Annotated in this window: 16 protein-coding genes; 3 read left to right on the top strand and 13 right to left on the bottom strand. The window is 62.6% G+C overall.

The genetic code is table 11. The features are described from left to right. Positions 1 to 26: 26 nt before the first annotated feature. The 4 genes from PP4_RS22145 to PP4_RS22130 all read right to left on the bottom strand — a co-directional run bounded on the left by PP4_RS22145 (position 27) and on the right by PP4_RS22130 (position 3805). Complete coding sequence (locus PP4_RS22145) at positions 27 to 1106, bottom strand: polyamine ABC transporter substrate-binding protein (protein WP_016501371.1); 1080 nt, start codon at positions 1104 to 1106, stop codon at positions 27 to 29. A gap of 52 nt (positions 1107 to 1158) precedes the next feature. Further along, the gene (locus tag PP4_RS22140; RefSeq protein ID WP_016501370.1) at positions 1159 to 1500 is read right to left on the bottom strand and encodes a cupin domain-containing protein; all 342 of its coding nucleotides are present in this window, start codon (positions 1498 to 1500) and stop codon (positions 1159 to 1161) included. Between the two features lie 33 nt (positions 1501 to 1533). Continuing rightward, complete coding sequence (locus tag PP4_RS22135; RefSeq protein WP_041167861.1) at positions 1534 to 2940, bottom strand: NAD(P)/FAD-dependent oxidoreductase; 1407 nt, start codon at positions 2938 to 2940, stop codon at positions 1534 to 1536. A gap of 64 nt (positions 2941 to 3004) precedes the next feature. Then, a complete protein-coding gene (locus tag PP4_RS22130; protein WP_016501368.1) occupies positions 3005 to 3805 on the bottom strand; it encodes an AraC family transcriptional regulator in 801 nt (266 codons plus the stop codon). 211 nt (positions 3806 to 4016) lie between these two features. Here PP4_RS22130 and PP4_RS22125 point away from each other — a divergent pair, with 211 nt between their 5' ends. After that, positions 4017 to 4916 (top strand): hypothetical protein, encoded by a 900-nt coding sequence (locus PP4_RS22125; RefSeq protein ID WP_016501367.1) that lies wholly within the window; start codon positions 4017 to 4019, stop codon positions 4914 to 4916. A gap of 223 nt (positions 4917 to 5139) precedes the next feature. Here PP4_RS22125 and PP4_RS22120 read toward each other — a convergent pair whose 3' ends face one another. The 9 genes from PP4_RS22120 to PP4_RS22080 form a co-directional block, all read right to left on the bottom strand. Further along, positions 5140 to 6108 (bottom strand): peptide ABC transporter ATP-binding protein, encoded by a 969-nt coding sequence (locus tag PP4_RS22120; protein WP_016501366.1) that lies wholly within the window; start codon positions 6106 to 6108, stop codon positions 5140 to 5142. Next, positions 6108 to 7076, bottom strand: coding sequence for an ABC transporter ATP-binding protein (locus PP4_RS22115; RefSeq protein ID WP_016501365.1), 969 nt, complete (start codon positions 7074 to 7076; stop codon positions 6108 to 6110). The genes PP4_RS22120 and PP4_RS22115 overlap by 1 nt, the downstream gene beginning before the upstream one ends. Positions 7077 to 7086: 10 nt before the next feature. Continuing rightward, a complete protein-coding gene (locus tag PP4_RS22110; protein WP_016501364.1) occupies positions 7087 to 8013 on the bottom strand; it encodes an ABC transporter permease subunit in 927 nt (308 codons plus the stop codon). A gap of 10 nt (positions 8014 to 8023) precedes the next feature. Next, positions 8024 to 9034, bottom strand: coding sequence for an ABC transporter permease subunit (locus PP4_RS22105; RefSeq protein WP_016485006.1), 1011 nt, complete (start codon positions 9032 to 9034; stop codon positions 8024 to 8026). A 91-nt stretch (positions 9035 to 9125) separates the two neighbouring features. Next, positions 9126 to 10736, bottom strand: coding sequence for an ABC transporter substrate-binding protein (locus PP4_RS22100; RefSeq protein WP_016501363.1), 1611 nt, complete (start codon positions 10734 to 10736; stop codon positions 9126 to 9128). A gap of 79 nt (positions 10737 to 10815) precedes the next feature. Further along, on the bottom strand, positions 10816 to 12195 hold the full coding sequence (locus PP4_RS22095) for an OprD family porin (protein WP_016501362.1): 1380 nt from the start codon (positions 12193 to 12195) through the stop codon (positions 10816 to 10818). 228 nt (positions 12196 to 12423) lie between these two features. Beyond that, positions 12424 to 14016 (bottom strand): ABC transporter substrate-binding protein, encoded by a 1593-nt coding sequence (locus PP4_RS22090; RefSeq protein WP_016501361.1) that lies wholly within the window; start codon positions 14014 to 14016, stop codon positions 12424 to 12426. 142 nt (positions 14017 to 14158) lie between these two features. Beyond that, entirely contained in the window at positions 14159 to 15784 is a 1626-nt protein-coding gene (locus PP4_RS22085; protein ID WP_016501360.1) for an ABC transporter substrate-binding protein, read from the bottom strand. 353 nt (positions 15785 to 16137) lie between these two features. After that, positions 16138 to 16854 carry an SIMPL domain-containing protein gene (locus PP4_RS22080; protein ID WP_016501359.1) on the bottom strand — a complete coding sequence of 239 codons (717 nt, stop codon included), beginning with the start codon at positions 16852 to 16854 and terminating at the stop codon, positions 16138 to 16140. Between the two features lie 201 nt (positions 16855 to 17055). Between PP4_RS22080 and PP4_RS22075 the strand changes: the two genes are divergently transcribed. Together PP4_RS22075 and PP4_RS22070 are read left to right on the top strand one after the other, a co-directional pair. Beyond that, positions 17056 to 18312: an ATP-binding protein gene (locus PP4_RS22075; RefSeq protein ID WP_016501358.1), complete on the top strand. Its 1257-nt coding sequence runs from the start codon at positions 17056 to 17058 to the stop codon at positions 18310 to 18312. Next, positions 18312 to 18872 (top strand): response regulator transcription factor, encoded by a 561-nt coding sequence (locus PP4_RS22070; RefSeq protein ID WP_003255244.1) that lies wholly within the window; start codon positions 18312 to 18314, stop codon positions 18870 to 18872. The genes PP4_RS22075 and PP4_RS22070 overlap by 1 nt, the downstream gene beginning before the upstream one ends. Positions 18873 to 19079 lie beyond the last annotated feature (207 nt).

Genomic DNA, 19079 nt, shown 5'->3' with positions numbered 1-19079 from the left:
CCACAGGGACCGCACTACGGCCGGGCTCAGTTCCCGGCTTTGATACTGGTCCAGATCCGGGTGCGAATGCGGTCGATCTTCGCCGGCATCGCTTCCAGCGCATACAATTTACCCATCATGTCTTCGCTCGGGTAAATCATCGTATTGCCCTTCATGGCCGGCTCCACAAGCCCGTCCGCCTTGAGGTTACCGTTGGCGTACTGCACATGGTTGCTGATGTTGGCCATCACCTCTGGCTGCAGCAGGTAGTTCATGTAGGCATACCCGGCTTTTTCGTCCGGTGCATCGGCCGGCATGGCCACCATGTCAAACCACATGGGCGCGCCTTCCTTGGGTATCGAATAGCCCACCTTCACCCCGTTCTTCGCTTCTTCGGCACGGTTTTTCGCTTGCAGCACATCCCCCGAGAAGCCCACCACCACACAGATATCGCCATTGGCCAGGTCGCCGGTGTACTTCGATGAATGGAAGTAGCTGATGTAAGGCCGCACCTGCATCAACAGCGCCTTGGCCTTGTCGTAGTCCGCCGGGTTCTGGCTGTGGTGCGGCAGGCCCAGGTAGTGCAGGGCAATCGGCAGCAGTTCGGGGCCGTTGTCCAGCACGGCGACGCCACAGCTTTTCAGCTTGCTCATGTACTCGGGCTTGAAGATCAGGTCCCACGAGTCCACCGGCGCGTTGTCGCCGAGCACCGCCTTGACCTTGTCGATGTTGTAGCCGATGCCGGTACTGCCCCACAGGTACGGGAAGCCGTACTGGTTGCCCGGGTCGTTCACCTCCAGCGCCTTGAGCAGCACCGGGTTGAGGTTTTGCCAGTTGGGCAGCTGCGACTTGTCCAGCTTCTTCAGGGCCTTGCCCTGGATCTGCCGGGCCATGAAGTGGTTGGAAGGGAACACTACATCGTAGCCGGAGTTGCCGGTCATCAGCTTGCCGTCGAGGGTTTCGTTGCTGTCGTACACGTCGTAGGTGGGCACGATGCCGCTGGCTTGCTGGAAGTTCTTCAGCGTGTCGGGGGCGACGTAGCTGGACCAGTTGTAGATTTTCACCGTTTCGGCGGCGCCGGCCACACTGGCGGCCAGCATCAGAGGGGCGAGAAGGAGTGTGCGCATGTCGGGTTTACCTTGCTTTGTCTGTTGTTATCGAAGGCAGGCGATCAGCGGATCAGAAGATGAGTACGTAGGTCTTGCGCACGGTCTCCTGGATGTCCCAGGTGCCGGTGCTGTTGGCCGGTAGCATCAATGCGTCTCCGGCTTCTATGACCAGGGGCTCGCCACCGTCGGGGGTGAAGGTGCAGCGGCCCTTGATGAAATGGCAGAACTCCTGTTGCACGATCTGCCGCCGCCAGCGCCCCGGGGTGCACTCCCAGATGCCGGTTTCGACGCCATCACTGCGTTCCACGCAGGTGACAGATGTCACCGCCACGGGTTCGCCAAGCGGCACCGCGACCGGGTTGGAGCTGTCGAGCACAGCGCTGTCGGTGTTCTTGAACTGGGTAATGCTCATGACCGGTGGATCCTGTGCAGTTGATAAGGGAAGTCAGTGCATGAAGCCTTCCATGAAGTCCGCAAGCGAGCTTGCCAGGCGCCGCCTCCACGGCGCGCTGGCGGGGTTGGCGAGGGTCCGGTCCTCGTGGACGAAGCTCTGGATGATCGCGTTGTAGCCCAGCCAGCGGCAGGGCTCTGGCGGCCAGCTGGCCAGACTCGATACCGGGCGGTTGTCCAGTACCCAAGGTTGCGCAGTCAGTTCGTTGTGCTGGTTAAGGATTAGCGCCGCCAGGGTGCGCCCGCCCAGGTTGGTGGCGCCAACGCCTTCGCCACCGTAACCACCGGCCAAGGCTATGCCGCGCTGGCGGTCGCAGAGCATGTGCGGGTGGAAGCGCCGGGCCATGCCCAGGTTGCCGCCCCAGGAGTGGGTGATGCGCACATGCTTGAGCTGCGGGAACAGCTCGCTGAACAGGTAGCGGCGCAGTTCGATTTCGTGCTCTTGGAGGTTGAAGTTTTCGCGCAGGCGGCCACCGAAGCGGTAACCACCGCGTGCGCCGAATACCAGACGGTTGTCGGCGGTGCGCTGGCCATAGGTGACCTGGCGGCTGCTCTCGCTGAAGGCCTGACCCTGGCTCAGGCCGATCTGCTCCCAGGTCGATTCCGGCAGCGGTTCGGTGGCTATCAGCAAACTCTGTACCGGCAACTGGTGCTTGCCCAGCGGCGGCAGGCTGGCGGCGTAGCCTTCGACGGCCGGCACCATCCACTGGCAGCGAATCCGCGCCAGCGGGGTGCGCACGTCGCCGGGTTGCCAGTCGATGGCCGGGGTATTTTCGTAGATTGGCACCCCCAGCGCTTCCACGGCCCGCGCCAGGCCACGCACCAGCTTGGCCGGCTGGATGGTCGCGGTGTGCGGGCTGTAGATGGCACCAAATGCATTACTGACCCGCAGCTGGTTTTCCAGTTGCTCGGGGCGTAGCCAGCGGTAGTCGTCCTCGGTCATGCCTTGGCGATACAAGTCATCGAGGTAGGCACGCAGGCTGCGTTCTTGCTCCGGGTAGCGCGCGGCGCAGTACAGCACGCCGCCCTTGCGGTAGTCGCAGTCGATGCCTTCGCGTTGCAACACACCCTGCACTTCATCGGGAATGCCGTGCAGCAGGTCGATGCTGGCGCGGCGCTGTTGTGGCGACAGGGTGGCGAGCAGGCGGTCTTCGCCCAGCAGGTTGCCCATCAGCCAGCCGCCATTGCGCCCGGACGCGCCGAAGCCGGCGATGTTGGCGTCGATCACGGCGATGCTCAGTTGTGGCGCCTGGCGCTTGAGGTAGTAGGCGGTCCACAGGCCGGTGTAGCCGGCACCGATGATGCACACATCCACTGCCAGGTCTTCGCGCAGGGCCGGGCGGGCGCACAATGGCTCTTCGAGCTGGTCCATCCACAGGCTGAGCGTGCGCAGGGGTTGCATCGGGTTCGGCTCCACATCGGTCAAGGTCTGTGGGCGATCCTAGTGCTGTCAGCCAGTGGCTGTCTTACGTGCGTGCACGCAGAGAAATTTGCTTGAGGTAGGCCTTGGGCGTGAGCCCGGTGTGTTCGCGGAAGCACTTGTAGAACGCCGACAGCGAGTTGAAACCGGCGCTGAACGCCAGCTCGTCGATCGTCGCCTCGACGCTGTCGTCGTCGAGGCTGGCCATCAGGTGCTGCAGGCGGGCCTGGTTGACGTAGCGGTAGAAGCTTTGCCCGAGCACCTGGTTCAGCAGGTAGGAAATCTGGTTGCGGCTGTAGCCGCTGGCGTCGGCCACCTGCTGCAGGTCCAGCTCCGGGTCCAGGTAGGGGCGCTGGCGCTGGAAGTAGTGCTCCAGGTCCTGGGCCATGGTCGACAGCTGCCGCGGCGACAGGCCCAGGCGACTGGTGGCCGGGCGCGGGCCGCTGCGGCCATGCCCGCTGCCGTTCTGGCGAACCAGCGTGGCGTATTCGTTGACCCGCCAGATCAGCCCGTCCTTGACGGTGATCGCCTCGCTGGACTGGAACGCCACCAAGCCGTCACCGCCCTGGACGGTGACCTGGTACTGGATGAACGCGGTGCAGCCATCGACGCGGATGCGGTCGCTGTGAACGATATCTTCGCCGGCTTCATGGGGCAGGCAGGCGCGCACGTAGTCGCGCAACTCAACGTAGCCAAGCACGCGGTTCTGGAAGAAGTCGTGGTACTGGATGTCGGGGTGGTAAAGCGCAATGACGCCGTCGAGGTCGCGATGCTTCCAGCACAGGTGGTAGCGCAGCACCGTGTCGGCGGTAATCGGGGTCTGGGCGGGGCCATCGGGGAGCGTCATGGGTGAATGATGCCTCGCCGCAAAGCTTGCTACAAGAATGCAGAACACCTGATGCACAGCGCCAAGTCGCGCAATTTGCACGATTCTGAACGAACCGCTATTTCTAACTCATTGTTTTATAAGGGTGTAATTTTTTGTCTCAAATGGCACAGCCGCTGCAATGGTTACTGCGCGAATGGACTTGTCGCTAACCACTTAAGGCGAAAACATCATGATCACCCCTGCCGACTATCCCGCTGTCGATTCACAAAGCCGCTCAGGTGTTTCCTGGGCTGCGATTTTCGCTGGCGCCGCTACCGCAGCTGCCTTGTCCCTGATCCTGGTGGTCCTTGGTGCAGGGCTGGGCTTCGCAGCCACGTCCCCTTGGGCAGACGAGGGGGCCAGTGCCAAGGCCCTGGGCATTTCCACCATCGTATGGCTGCTGCTGACGCAGATCATCGCTTCGGGCCTGGGCGGCTACATTGCCGGTCGGTTGCGGGTGAAATGGGCCAACTTGCATGGCGATGAAGTGTATTTCCGCGATACCGCGCATGGCTTCCTGTCCTGGGCTGTAGCCACCCTGGTTACGGCCATGCTGGTGCTGGGCGCTGCGGGCAACCTGGTGGGCGCTGGTGCCAGCGCGGCTTCGCAGGCGGCCACAGTATCGGCGGCTGCCGGTGGTGCGGCGGCGTCCGGTGACAACAACGATTCGATGGGCTATTTCGTCGATAGCCTGTTCCGTGGCGATGGCCCTGCACCCGTGAGCGAAGATGCAGCAAACGGCGTGGCCGCCCGCATCCTGGCCAAAGGCGTTGCCAGCGATGGTGCGCTGCCTGCCGAGGACCGCACGTACCTGGCGCAACTGGTGGCCCAGCGCACCCGTCTGACCCAAGCCGAGGCCGAAGCCCGTGTCGATCAGGTGATGGCCCAGGTGCAACAGCTGAAAGTGCAGGCCAAGCAAGCTGCTGATACCGCCGCCAAAGTAGCTGCCTGGACAGCATTGTGGACCTTCGTCGCGCTGCTGTGTGGCGCCTTCTTTGCCAGCCTTGCAGCGCTCTACGGTGGTCGCCGTCGTGACCAGGTGCAGTGGCTGGAAGGCGAATACGTCGCACATCGCACCATTCAACGTTAAGCAAGGAGAACTGACATGCGCTCGATACTGCTCTGGATGCTTGGGGTACCGATCCCGGTGATCATCCTCATCGCCATTTTCATGCATTGACCGAGAGGGCCGCTTTGCGGCCCTTTCGCAGCACAAGGCTGCTCCTGCAGACGACCGCGATATCCCCTGTTATCGCGATCTCTTGCAGGAGCAGCCTTGTGCTGCGAATGGGGCGCAAAGCGCCCCCGGTCATCTACAGGAACTGCTCGGCATAGTGGCAAGCCACCTGCCGGCTACTCACCTGCCGTAACGCCGGCACCTCCTTGGCACACCGCTCAGTCGCGTACGGGCAACGCTTGTGAAACGCGCACCCATCCGGTGGATTCAGCGGGTTGGGCAGCTCCCCGACAATGCGGATCTTCGGCTTCAGCGGGTCGGGATGAATGGCTGGCGTCGCCGACAGCAGCGCCTGGGTGTAGGGATGCAGCGGTTTCTCGTAGATATCATCCTTGGCCCCCATTTCCACCGGGCGCCCCAGGTACATCACCAGCACGTGATCGGCCACATGTCGCACCACCGCCAGGTTGTGCGAGATGAACACGTAGGCGGTGTCGAATTCCTTCTGCAAGTCCATGAACAGGTTTAGCACCTGTGCCTGGATCGACACGTCCAGCGCCGAGGTCGGCTCGTCCGCCACCAGCACTTTTGGCTGCAGCATCATCGCCCGTGCCAGGGCAATGCGCTGGCGCTGGCCCCCGGAGAACATGTGCGGGTAGCGCTGGTAATGCTCGGGGCGCAGGCCCACCTGCTCCATCATTTTTTGTACCTTCTCGCGCCGCTCGGCCTTGTTCAGCGAGGTATTGATCACCAGCGGTTCAGCCAGCTGGTCGCCAATCTTCTGCCGTGGGTTAAGCGAGGCGTAAGGGCTCTGGAACACCATTTGCACATCGCGGCGCAGTTGCTTGCGCTGCGCCTTGCTGGCGCCTGTCACCTCGGTACCGGCGATTTGCAGCGAACCGGACGACGGTTCTTCGATGAGGGTCAGGGCTCGGGCCAGGGTCGACTTGCCGCAGCCGGACTCGCCGACCACCGCCAGGGTCTTGCCGGCTTCCAGTTCGAACGACACGCCATTCAGTGCGCGGACCAGGGCGTGGCCTTTGAACAGCCCGCGGGAGACTTCGTAATGCCGAGTGAGGTCCCGGGCAGATAGAACGACGGCCATCACGCCACCTCCTGGTTCAGCGGATAGAAGCAACGCACCAGGCTGTGGGCCTGAGGATCGAGAGGCGGGCGCTGGCGCCGGCAGTTGTCCTGCACGTAGGGGCAGCGCGGCGACAACAGGCAGCCGACCGGGCGGTCGTAGCGGCCGGGGACAATGCCGGGCAGGGTGGCCAGGCGCTCGGCGCCGATGCTGTGCTCGGGGATCGCCGCCAGCAAGGCTTCGCTGTAAGGGTGGGCGGGCACGTCGAACAGCGTCGGCACCTGGCCCACTTCGACGGCTTCGCCTGCGTACATCACGCATACCCGCCTTGCCGTTTCGGCGACCACGGCAAGGTCGTGGGTGATCAGGATAAGCGCCATGTTGCGCTCCTTCTGCAGGTTGACCAGCAGCTCCATGATCTGCGCCTGGATGGTCACGTCCAGCGCGGTGGTCGGCTCGTCTGCGATCAGCAGCTTGGGCTCGCCGGCAATGGCCATGGCAATCGCCACGCGCTGGCTCATGCCGCCAGACAACTGGTGCGGGTAGGCGTCCAGGCGGCTTTCGGCTGCCGGGATCTCGACCTTTTTCAACAGCTCAAGGGCACGCTGGCGCGCGGCTTTGCCCTTGAGGCCCAGGTGCTGGCGCAGCACTTCTTCGATCTGGTAGCCCACGGTATAGCTGGGGTTGAGCGCGGTCATCGGGTCCTGGAAGACCATGGCGATGTCCTTGCCCACTACCTTGCGCCGCTGGCGGCCGCTGAGCTTGAGCATGTCGGTGCCGTCGAAGCTGAGGGTGTCGGCGGTGATGCGCCCGGGGGCGTCGATCAGGCCCATCAAGGCCATCATGGTCACGGATTTGCCCGAGCCGGATTCGCCGACGATGGCCAGGATTTCGCCGGCGTCCACCGACAGGTCCAGGCCATCGACCACGGGTACCGCATTGGCATCGCCGAAGCGCACATTCAGGTTTTTGATCTGCAACAGTGACATGGCGTTCTCCTCAGGCGGCGTTCTTGAGTTTCGGGTCCAGCGCATCGCGCAGGCCGTCGCCCATCAGGTTGATTGCCAGCACACTGAGCAGAATGGTCAGGCCGGGCAGGCTCACCACCCACCAGGCACGCTCGATGTAGTCACGGGCCGAAGCCAGCATGGTGCCCCACTCCGGGGTCGGCGGTTGCACGCCCAGGCCGAGGAAGCCCAGGGCGGCAGCGTCGAGGATCGCCGAGGAGAAGCTGAGGGTGGCCTGCACGATCAGCGGTGCCATGCAGTTGGGCAGCACGGTGACGAACATCAGCCGTGGCAGCCCGGCGCCGGCCAGGCGTGCGGCGGTGACGTAGTCGCGGTTCAGTTCGACCATCACCGCAGCCCGGGTAAGGCGCACGTAGGAGGGCAGGGAGACGATGGCGATGGCGATCACCGTATTGATCAGGCCTGGGCCGAGGATGGCGACGATGGCCACGGCCAGCAGCAGGGAGGGCAGGGCCAGCATCACGTCCATCAGGCGCATGATCGACGGGCCGAGGATTTGCGGGAAGAAGCCGGCCAGCAGGCCCAGCAGGATGCCCGGGATCAGCGACATCACCACCGACGACAGGCCGATCAGCAGCGACAGCCGCGCCCCCTGGATCAAGCGCGATAGCAGGTCGCGGCCCAGTTCGTCGGTGCCGAGGATGAACTGCCAGGTCCCGCCTTCGAGCCATACCGGCGGGGTCAGCAGGAAGTCGCGGTACTGCTCGCTCGGGTCATGGGGGGCAACCCATGGCGCGAACAGTGCGCAGAACACCACCAGGCACATGAAGGCCAGGCCCATCACTGCGCCTTTGTTGCGCGCAAAGGCTTGCCAGAATTCTTTGTACGGCGAGGGGTAGAGCAGGCTCTGGTCCACCGGGCTGGCCGGCGACACGGATTTTGCAATCGGGCTAGTCATGGCAAAGGCCTCAGCGCTGATGACGGATGCGTGGGTTGGCCAGGCCGTAGAGGATGTCCACGACGAAGTTGACCAGGATCACCAGGCAGGCAATCAACAGGATGCCGTTCTGGACCACGGGGTAGTCACGGGCACCGATGGCTTCGATCAGCCACTTGCCGATGCCCGGCCAGGAAAAGATGGTTTCGGTCAGCACCGCACCGGCCAGTAGTGTGCCGACCTGCAGGCCGAACACCGTGAGCACCGGAATCAGGGCGTTGCGCAGGCCATGCACGAACACCACCCGGGCGGGCGAAAGGCCCTTGGCGCGAGCGGTGCGGATGTAGTCTTCGCGTAGCACTTCAAGCATCGACGAACGGGTCATGCGGGCGATTACCGCCAGCGGGATGGTGCCGAGCACGATGGCTGGCAGTATCAGGTGCATCACCGCGTCCTTGAACGCGCCTTCTTCGTCGCTGAGCAGGGTATCGATGAGCATGAAGCCGGTCTTCGGCTCGATGTCGTAAAGCAGGTCGATACGCCCGGACACCGGGGTCCAGCCCAGGCTTACCGAGAAGAACATGATCAGGATCAGGCCCCACCAGAAGATCGGCATCGAGTAGCCGGCCAGGGATATGCCCATGACCCCGTGGTCGAACAGTGAACCGCGCTTGAGCGCGGCGATCACCCCGGCCAGCAGGCCGACGATGCCGGCGAACAGCAGGGCGGCGAAGGCCAGTTCGAGGGTGGCCGGGAACAGCGTGAGGAATTCGGTCCACACGCTTTCGCGGGTGCGCAGCGATTCCCCGAGGTCACCCTGGGCGAGCTTGCCGACGTAGTCCAGGTACTGGACCGGCAGCGGCTTGTTAAGGCCCAGGCGCTCCATGGCCTGGGCGTGCATTTCGGGGTCGACCCTGCGCTCGCCCATCATCACTTCCACCGGGTCCCCGGGGATCAGGCGTATGAGCGCAAAGGTGAGCAAGGTGATGCCGAAAAAGGTCGGTATCAACAGGCCAAGGCGCCGGGCAATAAAACTCAACATTGTCGGGGTTACCTCATCAGGCCGTGGGGCGATCAGCCCGCTACGGCAGTGCCGCCGGTTCCCGTATGGGTTGCCGGCGGTCGTTGTTGTTCTACTTCACCTTGGTGGTGGCGAAGTTATTGTTGGTCAGAGGGCTGATCACGTAGCCCTCCACGTTGTCACGCATGGCGGTGAACATCTTTGGATGGGCCATGCTGATCCAGGGTTGGTCGTCATCGTACACCTTCAATGCCTCGCTATAGAGCCTTGCAAGCTCCTCGTTGTCGACCACCTCGCGGGCGCGGGTGATCAGTTCCTGGAATTTCGAGTTGCACCAGCGGGCGTAGTTCTCGCCGGTCTTGGCCGCGTCGCAGCTAAGCAGTGGGGTGAGGAAGTTGTCTGGATCGCCGTTGTCGCCCGCCCAGCCGGTGGACACCATGTCGGCTTCGCCCTTCTTGGCGCGGCGCAGCATTTCGGCCCACTCCATCACGCGGATATCCAGCTTCAGGCCGATCTGTTTCAGGTCGGCCTGAAGCATTTCGGCAGATAAGCGAGGGTTGGGGTTGGTCATACCGCCGCCGTTGCGGGTGAATAGCGTCATCACCGTGCCGTCCGGCACGCCAGCTTCCTTGAGCAGGGCGCGTGCTTTTGCGAGGTCACGGGGCGGGTTCTGGTTGGCAGCGTTGTAGCCAGGCATGGTCGGCGGGTAAGGGTTCACACCCACCAGCGCGTTGCCATTGCCAAACAGCTGGTCAACATGGGTCTGGCGGTCGAAAGCCATATTGATGGCTTTGCGCACGCGTACATCGCTGAGGTATTTGTGCTCGGTATTCATGGCGATGTAGCCGGTGACCAGAGCTTCGATTTCGGCGACCTTGAGCTTCGGGTCGGTCTTGATCGATGGCACGTCATCCGGCTTGGGATACAGGGCGACCTGGCATTCATTGGCGCGCAGCTTTTGCAGGCGCACGTTGCTGTCGGTGGTAATGGCGAACACCAGGGCGTCGGCCGGCGGTTTGCCGCGGAAGTAGTCCGGGTTGGGTTTGAAGCGCACCTGCGCGTCCTTGTTGTAGCGCTGGAAAATGAACGCGCCGGTGCCGATCGGCTTGCTGTTCAGCTCAGCGGTTTTACCCGCCTTGAGCAACTGGTCGCCGTACTCGGCGGAGTAGATCGAGGTGAAACCCATGGCCATGTCATGCAGGAAGGGCGCTTCCGGGCGGGCAAGGGTGATCACCACGGTGCGCTCGTCGGCCTTCTTCACCGACTTGAGCAGCTCTTTGAAGGCCATGCTTTCAAAATACGGGTAACCGACACTGGTCTTGTCGTGCCACGGATGGTTCGGGTCCAGCTGGCGGTTGAGGCTCCACAACACGTCGTCGGCGTTGAAGTCGCGGGTTGGCTTGAAGTAGTCGGTGGTGTGGAACTTCACCCCTTGGCGCAGGTGAAAGGTGTAGGTCAGGCCGTCTGGCGAGATATCCCAGCGCTCGGCCAGGGCTGGCTGGATGTCAGTGGTGCCGGGCTTGAAGTCGACCAGGCGGTTGAAGAGCGTCTCGGCCGAAGCATCAAAGGTGACGGCGGTGGTGTACTGGACAACGTCGAACCCTTCCGGGCTGGCCTCGGTACACACCACCAGCGGTTTGGCTGCCAGCTGCGTGGCGCCGCCGAGCACCAGAGCGGCCAGGGCCAAGCGTAGTGGTAGCGATTTGATGAAAGCTCTCTGCATGGGTTGAAGACTCCCTGCTTTTGCATTGATTCCAGCGTAGCCGCCACGGCCCGTCACGAAGGGGCCGTGGCGCCAGCGGTCAAAGAATGTTGAATGGAATGGTGGTGACCACGCGGAACTCGTCCAGGCTGCCGTCACCCTGGGCCTTGCTGGCGCGGTGGGTGGTGTAGGTGGCGCGGACGCTGGTGTCTTTCAGCGGCCCGCTCTGCACCGCGTAGCTGGTGCCGATGCCCCACTCGTAGTGGGTTTCGCCGTTCAGGCCATTCACGTCGTAGGCGGTGCCGCGGTAGTGGGTGCCGTCGATGCCCCAGCCGCGGGCGTTGTACAGGTTGAACTTCAGGCCGGGCACGCCGTAGGGCGCCATGTTCAGTACGTAGGAGATCTTCAGCGATTTTTCGTTGGGGCCGTTGAAGTCCGACAGCAGCGAGTTGGCCAGGTAGATGCCGTTGGTTTCGTGCAGGTAGTCGAAGTACTCGTTGCCGTTCACCTGCTGCCAGGAGGCACCGAGGGTGTGCGCCTGGTGGGTAAGGTCGAGCGACAGGCTGTAGGTGTCGTTGTCGATCTTGCCCATTTTCTGGCTGCCGGCATCCACGGTCTTGTAGTAGTTCAGGCCGGTGCTCAGGCTGAGCACTGCGCTGTCGCCGAGCACGTGGTTGGCGCCGAAGTAGTACTGGTTCCAGAAGTCGTCGACCTGGGTGGCGTACAGGCTGGTGCTCAGGCTCCTGAACGGCTGGTAGTTGATGCCGGCGGTGCTGGCGCGGTCGGTTTCCACGCCCGTGGCGCTGTATTCGCTGCGGAACTTGCTCAGGCTCTGTTCGGTACGTGGCGACACGCGGTCGAAGGTGCCCAGGTCGAAGCTCAGGTTGTCGAACTCGGCGCTGTGCAGGAACGCGCCCTGGAAGCTCGATGGCAAGGCGCGGTTGCCGATGTAGGCGATCATCGGCGTGTCTACCGACTGGCGACCGAGGGTAAGGGTGGTGTTGGACACACGCGCCTTGATATTGCCCAGGCCCAGCTTGCTCCACTGGCCGATGGGATCGCCATCGCTGTGGGTAAGGGTGCGGTTGTTGGGGCCGGCGACGGCCTGGCGGTTCTGTTGCAGGGCAATGGCATTGTAGGCTGCGGCCTCGACGGCGATGCCCACGGTGCCTTGGGTGAAACCGGAGCTGTAGTTGAGGATGGTGCCTTGCAGCCAGTTTTCCCGGCTGTGGGTGGGGTGGCGGGTGCCGTCGCTCTTGTAGTAGCGCCACAGCGGCGCGCGTGCGGCGCGTTCACGGGCGTACCAGTTGCGGGTGGTGCCGGACAGGCTCTGGCCGTCGATGAAGCCGCTGGCTTGCGCCTGCTCGCTGCTGGCTTTGAGGGTGAGCGGGATGAAGGCCTGGCTTTGCGGATCGGCCTGGGCCACGGTGGAAAAGGCACTGATGGATAAGGCCAGTGCGGTCAGGGTGAATACTCTCAAGGTTGAAGCTCCCATTTTTTCTAGTCATTGCCGGCCTTGTGGGCCGGATGGTTGTTGCGGTGTTGCCAGGGTTGCCCGGGGTCGCCGGGCTAAATCGGGGGCGTTGGGCTACCTGTACCGGCCTTTTCGCGGGTAAACCCGCTCCCACAGGGACCTGTGCAGGCCCTGGCTGATGGGGGTACTTGTGGGAGCGGGTTTACCCGCGAAGAGGCCCTTGAAGGCTAAAAGTCAGTCAACACGCACGCCGGAGAAATCATTGCGCCCAAACGGGCTGACCTTGAACCCGGAAACCTTGACGCTGAGCGGCTGGTTCACGGTGGAGTGCGCCACCGGGGTAATCGGCACCTGCTGCTTGAGCCGCTGCTGGGCCTGCTGGTACAGGGCGCTGCGCTGCGCCTGGTCGGTGACCTGCTTGGCCTGCTTGACCAGGCTGTCGTACTGCGGGTCGCACCACAGCGAGTAGTTGTTGCTGCCGATGGCATCGCAGCTGTAGAGGGTGCCCAGCCAGTTGTCCGGGTCGCCGTTGTCGCCGGTCCAGCCAATCAAAGCGATGTCGTGTTCGCCGCTTTTCATGCGCTTGAGGTACTCGCCCCATTCGTAACTGACGATGCGCACCTTGAAACCAAGCTTGTTCCAGTCGGCCTGGAGCATTTCGGCCATCAGCTTGGCGTTGGGGTTGTACGGGCGTTGCACCGGCATGGCCCACAGGGTGACTTCGGTGCCCGGTTTGACGCCCGCCTGCAGAAGCAGCTGCCTGGCCTTTTCCGGGTCGTAGGGTGCGTCCTTGAGGCTTTCGTCATAGGACCACTGGGTGGGTGGCATGGCGTTGACCGCCAGTTGGCCGGAGTCCTGATAAACCGCCTGCAGGATGGCTTTCTTGTTCACAGCCATATCCATCGCCTGGCGCACCTCCAGCCGGTCAAAGGGTGGGTGCTGGGTGTTGTAGGCGATGTAGCCGAGGTTGAAGCCCGGTTGCTGCAGCACCTGCAGCGAACGGTCGGCCTTGAGCGCCGGCAGGTCGGCGGGGCGTGGGTGCAGGGTGACCTGGCATTCGTTGCGGCGCAGCTTCTGGATGCGTACCGAGGGGTCGATGTTGATCGAGAACACCAGGTTGTCGATCTTCACTTCATCCGGTGCCCAGTAATCCTTGTTGCCCTTGTAGCGGATCTGCGAATCCTTCTGGTAACGCTGGAACACGAACGGCCCGGTGCCAATGGGCTGCTGGTTGATGTCGCTCGGCCTTGCGCTGGCCATCAGGTGTTCGGCGTATTCGGCGGAGAGGATGGAAGCGAAGCTCATGGCCAGGTTCTGGATGAACGCGGCATCGACCGTGTTCAGGGTGAATACCACGGTGAGTGGGTCGATTTTCTCGACGTGGGCGATGTTCTTGTCCAGGCCCATGCTGATGAAGTAAGGGAACTCGGTGGGGTAGGCCTGGCGGAACGGGTGGCCCTTGTCGAGCATGCGGTTGAAAGTGAACAGCACGTCGTCGGCATTGAAGTCACGGCCAGGTTTGAAGGCCTTGTTGCTGTGGAACTTCACCCCTTCACGCAGGTGGAAGGTGTAGCGCAAGCCATCGTCGGAGACTTCCCAGCGGGTCGCCAGGGCAGGGTGCACGGCAGTACCGCCGCGCTCGAACTCGACCAGGCGGTTGTAGATCGGTTCGGCGGCGTCGTTGTCGGTGGCGCTGGTGTACTGTGCGGTGTCGAAACCGGCTGGGCTACCTTCAGAGCAGAACACCAGGTTGTTGGCCAGCAGGACCGGGGATTGGCTGACCAGGCCCAGGGCCAGCAGCGCGGAAAGGCGGGTAACGTGGCGCATGGCAAATCCTTTTTCATCTGTTCGCGCCGCCTCCGGGTACGAATGGCGGCAACAGTTCGCCGACCCCGCAGCGTATGGCCGCAGGACGACATGAAGAGGTGGGGGGGAGGGCACCCGCGATTCAGCGGGTGCCTCAGTCAGCCTATTTGTCCACGCTGACGCCATAGAAGGAGTTCAGCGCAAACGGGCTGATCTTGAAGTCCTTCACTTTGGCGCTCATGGGCTGGTACACGGTGGAGTGGGCGATCGGGGTGATCGGCACCTGCTCCTTGAGGATGTGCTGCGCCTTTTGGTACAGCTCGGTGCGCTTGGCCTGGTCGGCGGTGGCCTTGGCCTGCTTGATCAGGTCGTCGTAGGGCTTGTAGCACCACTTGGAGAAGTTGTTGCCGTCGACGGCATCGCAGCCGTAGAGCGTGCCCAGCCAGTTGTCCGGGTCACCGTTGTCGCCGCTCCAGCCAATCAGCATGGCGCCCTGTTCGCCACCCTTGGAGCGTTTGATGTACTCGCCCCATTCATAGCTGACGATCTTTGCCTTGATGCCGATCCTGGCCCAGTCGGATTGCAGCATTTCGGCCATCAGCTTGGCGTTGGGGTTGTACGGCCTTTGTACGGGCATGGCCCACAGGGTGATCTCGGTGCCTTCCTTGATGCCGGCTTCCTTCAGCAGTTGTTTGGCTTTTTCGGGGTCGAAGGCGGCGTCCTTGATGCTGTCGTCATAGGACCATTGCGTTGGCGGCATGCCATTGACTGCCAACTGGCCGGCACCCTGGTAGACCGACTCGATGATCTTCTTCTTGTCCACGGCCATGTCCAGCGCTTGGCGCACTTTCAGCTGGGCCATGGGGTTGGGCTCATTGCTGCCCTTGATCTTGTCCATCACGTTGTAGGCGATATAGCCGAGGTTGAACCCGGCTTGCTGCGGCATTTGCAGATTCTTGTCGGCCTTTAGCGGCTCGATGTCGGCCGGGCGCGGGAACAGGGTGACCTGGCACTCGTTCTTCTTCAGCTTCTGCATGCGCACCGAGGCATCGGTGGTGATGGCGAAGATCAGGTTATCGATCTTCACGTCATCGGGCTTCCAGTAGTCCTTGTTGCCCTTGAAGCGGATCTGCGCGTCCTTCTGGTACTTGCTGAACACGAACGGGCCGGTGCCGATCGGTTTCTGGTTGATGTCGGCAGCCTTGCCATTCTTGAGCAACTGGTCGGCGTATTCGGCCGACTGGATGGAAGCAAAGCTCATGGCCAGATTCTGGATGAACGCTGCGTCGACTTCGTTGAGGGTGAACTTCACCGTCTGCTCGTCGAGTTTCTCCACCTTGGCGATGTTCTTGTCCATGCCCATGTCGGTGAAGTACGGGAACTCGGTGGGGTAGGCCTTACGGAACGGGTTGTCCTTGTCGAGCATGCGGTTGAAGGTGAACAGCACGTCGTCGGCGTTGAAGGGGCGGCTGGGCTTGAAGTAGTCGGTGGTATGGAACTTGACCCCTTCGCGCAGGTGGAAGGTGTAGGTCTTGCCGTCGTCGGACACTTCCCATTTGGTCGCCAGGCCCGGGATGACCGCAGTGCCGCCCCGTTCAAACTGGGTCAGGCGGTTGAACACGGTCTCTGCCGAGGCGTCGAAGTCGGTCCCGGTGGTGTACTGCCCCGGATCGAAACCGGCCGGGCTGCCTTCGGAGCAGAACACCAGGTTGGACGCGGCCAGGGCCGACGGTGCACCGGTGAGTAAGCCTGCGCCAAGCAGGAACGGAATGACTGCGTGTTTGAGCATGGTGGCCTCATTGTTGTCATTTTTTGGATGAGGTGGCCTCGTGAGCCGACCTGAGGATACTTATGCAGGGGGTGTTCCCAATGCAACAGGTAGAAGGATAGTTGGCGCCGGAAAAGTGGTACGACCGTACATGGATGTCGCATCGGTATAACTTTCGACGAAGTTAAACGTTTGCGCAGGCAAAATGATGGCATTTTGCGGGATATTTCGAGGCGGGGGTATGTGTAGGATGCACCTGGGTGGTGCGTAGGAAACGTCTGAAAAGCAGATTCAAGCGGCAGGCTTCAAGCAACAAGACAAAGCAGACCGGGTTCACCGTCAACTTGAAACTTGCCGCTTGAAGCTTGTGGCTGTCAGGGCATCTGCACTTCGATCAGGCCATCGGCATTCATGCTCACTTCGCTGGTACCCGCCTCAATGTCCGGCGCTGGCGCGGCTTCATCAGCCCCCATGGCTTTCATTGCCATCGGCGCACTGCGCAGGTACGGGCGCGGGTAACCGCTGCTGTTGAGGTTCAGGTTGACCACTTTATAGCCCTTGCCGCCCAGCGCTTCGGTGGCCAGTTGCGCGCGTGCCTTGAAGGCATCGACCGCGTCCTTGAGCAGTGCATCCTCGCTTGCCTTGCGCGTGGCCGGGGCGATGGAGAAGTCCATGCCGCCCATTTTCAGCTCTTGCAGCAGGTCGGCGGTAAGCTGGGACAAGGCCGGGAAGTTGTCGCTTTCCAGGCGCAGCTCGGCACGCTCGCGCCAGCCGGTAATCTTCTGGCCCTTGCTGTCATACACCGGGTAGCTGTTGCGGCTGCCCTGGCTGATCTTCACGTCCTTGACCTGGCGCGACTGCTGCACGGCCTTGTTCATGGTTTCGGTGATCTGCTTGGCGAGCTTGCCCGGGTCGGTGTTCTGCGCTTCGCTGTACAGGGTCACGACCATCAGGTCGCGCGGCACTTCCTTGCTCACTTCGGCACGCAGCGATACCTGGTTGTAACGTGGCTCATCGGCAGCCAGCGCCGGCAGGCTGGCGAGCAAGCCGCAAGACAGGATCAGGGCGGCGCCGCGACGTGGGATTTGCATGTGGTACTCCTTGGCAATAAAAGGCGTGGGGTCTGGTCATCCATTCCACGCATGGCCCATCAGACCGGCAACAGTGTAGTGGGTTCAAAAGTGCCATCATCAACCTGTGACAAAGTGTGGCGCTTTGCCGCATCGCTGCAGTGAGGCGCCCGGCTTCGGTATACTCCAGCCGATTTTCTGGAGCACTCATCAGGAGAGCTCATGCTCGCTGCCGTACAACCGCTGTCCGCTACCCGCCAGAACCTGTGGCGCCTGACCGTCATTCGGGTCCTGGTCCTGGCTGCCCAGGCCGGCTCCGTGGGCGTCGCCTACTGGACCGAATTGCTGCCGTTGCCCTGGCTGTCGCTGGCTGGCACCTTGGCGTTGTCCTCGCTGCTGTGTGCCTTTACGGCGCTGCGCTTGCGCCTGTCGCTGCCAGTCACCGAAATGGAGTACGCCCTGCAGCTGGCCTGCGACCTGCTGATCCACAGTGCCTTGCTGTACTACTCCGGCGGCTCGACCAACCCGTTCGTGTCGTATTACCTGGTACCGCTGGCGATTGCCGCGGTGACCTTGCCGTGGCTGTATTCGCTGATTCTTTCGGGTATCGCCCTGACCGCCTACAGCCTGCTGCTGGTGCAGTTCTACCCGCTTGAAGGCCTGCCCATGGCGCGGGACAAGATGCAGGTCTACGGCATGTGGCTGAGCATTGCCCTGGCTGCGGCGGTGATTACCTTCTTTGCCGCGCGCATGGCCGAAGAGCTGCGCCGCCAGGAGCAGCTGCGCTCCGAACGGCGTGAAGAAAGCCTGCGTGACGAGCAATTGCTGGCCGTGGCCACCCAGGCCGCCGGTGCCGCCCATGAGCTGGGCACGCCGCTGGCGACCATGAGCGTGCTGATCAACGAAATGCGCCAGGACCATACCGACCCGCTGCTGCAGGAAGACCTTCAGATCCTCCAGGACCAGGTAAAGCTGTGCAAAGAGACCTTGCAACAGCTGGTGCGCGCTGCCGAAGCCAACCGCCGCCTGGCGATCGTGGAGCAGGATGTGACGGCGTGGCTGGACGAGGCGCTGAACCGTTGGCACCTGATGCGCCCCGAAGCCAGCTACCGCTTCCAGCGCCTGCGCGATGGCAAGGTGCCGCGGCTGACACCACCGCCAGACCTGACCCAGGCGTTGCTGAACCTGTTGAACAATGCCGCCGATGCCTGCCCCGATGACCTGGAGGTGCACCTGGACTGGGATGCCCAGGACATCGTCATCAGCATCCGCGACCATGGCCCTGGCGTGCCGCCGGCCATTGCCGAAGCCATCGGCAAACCCTTCATTACCACCAAAGGCAAAGGCTTCGGCCTGGGCCTGTTCTTGAGCAAGGCCAGCGTGACCCGTGCGGGCGGTTCGGTAAAACTCTATAGTCATGAACAGGGTGGCACCCTGACCGAATTGCGCCTGCCCTATGGCAAGCGAGGAGATGAATGATGAGCGAAGAAAACCAGGTCGAAAGCGAAGAGCTGCCGCACCTGCTGTTGGTGGATGACGATGCCACCTTCACCCGGGTCATGGCTCGGGCAATGAGCCGTCGCGGTTTCCGCGTGAGCACCGCCAGTTCTGCCGAAGAAGGGCTGATCCTGGCGCAGCAGGACTTGCCGGACTACGCCACGCTGGACCTGAAGATGGACGGTGATTCCGGCCTCGTGCTGCTGCCCAAGCTGCTGGAGCTGGACCCGGAAATGCGCGTGGTGATCCTGACCGGCTACTCGAGCATTGCCACTGCGGTGGAAGCGGTCAAGCGCGGCGCCTGCAACTACCTGTGCAAGCCGGCCGACGCCGATGATGTGCTGGCAGCGCTGCTGTCGGAGCACACCGACCTGGATACCCTTGTGCCGGAAAACCCCATGTCGGTCGACCGCCTGCAGTGGGAACACATCCAGCGCGTGCTGAACGAGCACGAGGGCAACATTTCGGCCACCGCACGGGCGCTGGGCATGCACCGGCGGACCTTGCAGCGCAAGCTGCAGAAGCGCCCGGTCCGGCGCTGATCCCTTTCGCCTGTACCGGCCTCATCGCCGGCAAGCCAGCTCCCACAGGCACCCCGCAGGTTCCGGTATAGATGCAATACCTGTGGGAGCTGGCTTGCCGGCGATAGGGCAGCACTGTCGGAAACGTCTCTTTATCGCACCTGATCCCCGCAACTAGCGGCCGTTGGCGTATCATTAGCCACCTAACGGCAACCCTCTCCAGGATCG

This window comes from Pseudomonas putida NBRC 14164 (assembly GCF_000412675.1).
GTDB lineage: Bacteria > Pseudomonadota > Gammaproteobacteria > Pseudomonadales > Pseudomonadaceae > Aquipseudomonas > Aquipseudomonas putida.
Note: the sequence above shows the minus strand (reverse complement) of the source record. Positions and strands in the feature narration are given on the sequence as shown.

Bases quoted from the DNA above. Each gene is read 5' to 3' on its own strand.
- PP4_RS22105 (WP_016485006.1), bottom strand. From the start codon at position 9,034: ATGTTGAGTTTTATTGCCCGGCGCCTTGGCCTGTTGATACCGACCTTT.
- PP4_RS22110 (WP_016501364.1), bottom strand. From the start codon at position 8,013: ATGACTAGCCCGATTGCAAAATCCGTGTCGCCGGCCAGCCCGGTGGAC.
- PP4_RS22080 (WP_016501359.1), bottom strand. From the start codon at position 16,854: ATGCAAATCCCACGTCGCGGCGCCGCCCTGATCCTGTCTTGCGGCTTG.
- PP4_RS22070 (WP_003255244.1), top strand. From the start codon at position 18,312: ATGAGCGAAGAAAACCAGGTCGAAAGCGAAGAGCTGCCGCACCTGCTG.
- PP4_RS22145 (WP_016501371.1), bottom strand. From the start codon at position 1,106: ATGCGCACACTCCTTCTCGCCCCTCTGATGCTGGCCGCCAGTGTGGCC.
- PP4_RS22125 (WP_016501367.1), top strand. From the start codon at position 4,017: ATGATCACCCCTGCCGACTATCCCGCTGTCGATTCACAAAGCCGCTCA.
- PP4_RS22100 (WP_016501363.1), bottom strand. From the start codon at position 10,736: ATGCAGAGAGCTTTCATCAAATCGCTACCACTACGCTTGGCCCTGGCC.
- PP4_RS22140 (WP_016501370.1), bottom strand. From the start codon at position 1,500: ATGAGCATTACCCAGTTCAAGAACACCGACAGCGCTGTGCTCGACAGC.
- PP4_RS22120 (WP_016501366.1), bottom strand. From the start codon at position 6,108: ATGGCCGTCGTTCTATCTGCCCGGGACCTCACTCGGCATTACGAAGTC.
- PP4_RS22075 (WP_016501358.1), top strand. From the start codon at position 17,056: ATGCTCGCTGCCGTACAACCGCTGTCCGCTACCCGCCAGAACCTGTGG.
- PP4_RS22090 (WP_016501361.1), bottom strand. From the start codon at position 14,016: ATGCGCCACGTTACCCGCCTTTCCGCGCTGCTGGCCCTGGGCCTGGTC.
- PP4_RS22115 (WP_016501365.1), bottom strand. From the start codon at position 7,076: ATGTCACTGTTGCAGATCAAAAACCTGAATGTGCGCTTCGGCGATGCC.
- PP4_RS22135 (WP_041167861.1), bottom strand. From the start codon at position 2,940: ATGCAACCCCTGCGCACGCTCAGCCTGTGGATGGACCAGCTCGAAGAG.
- PP4_RS22130 (WP_016501368.1), bottom strand. From the start codon at position 3,805: ATGACGCTCCCCGATGGCCCCGCCCAGACCCCGATTACCGCCGACACG.
- PP4_RS22085 (WP_016501360.1), bottom strand. From the start codon at position 15,784: ATGCTCAAACACGCAGTCATTCCGTTCCTGCTTGGCGCAGGCTTACTC.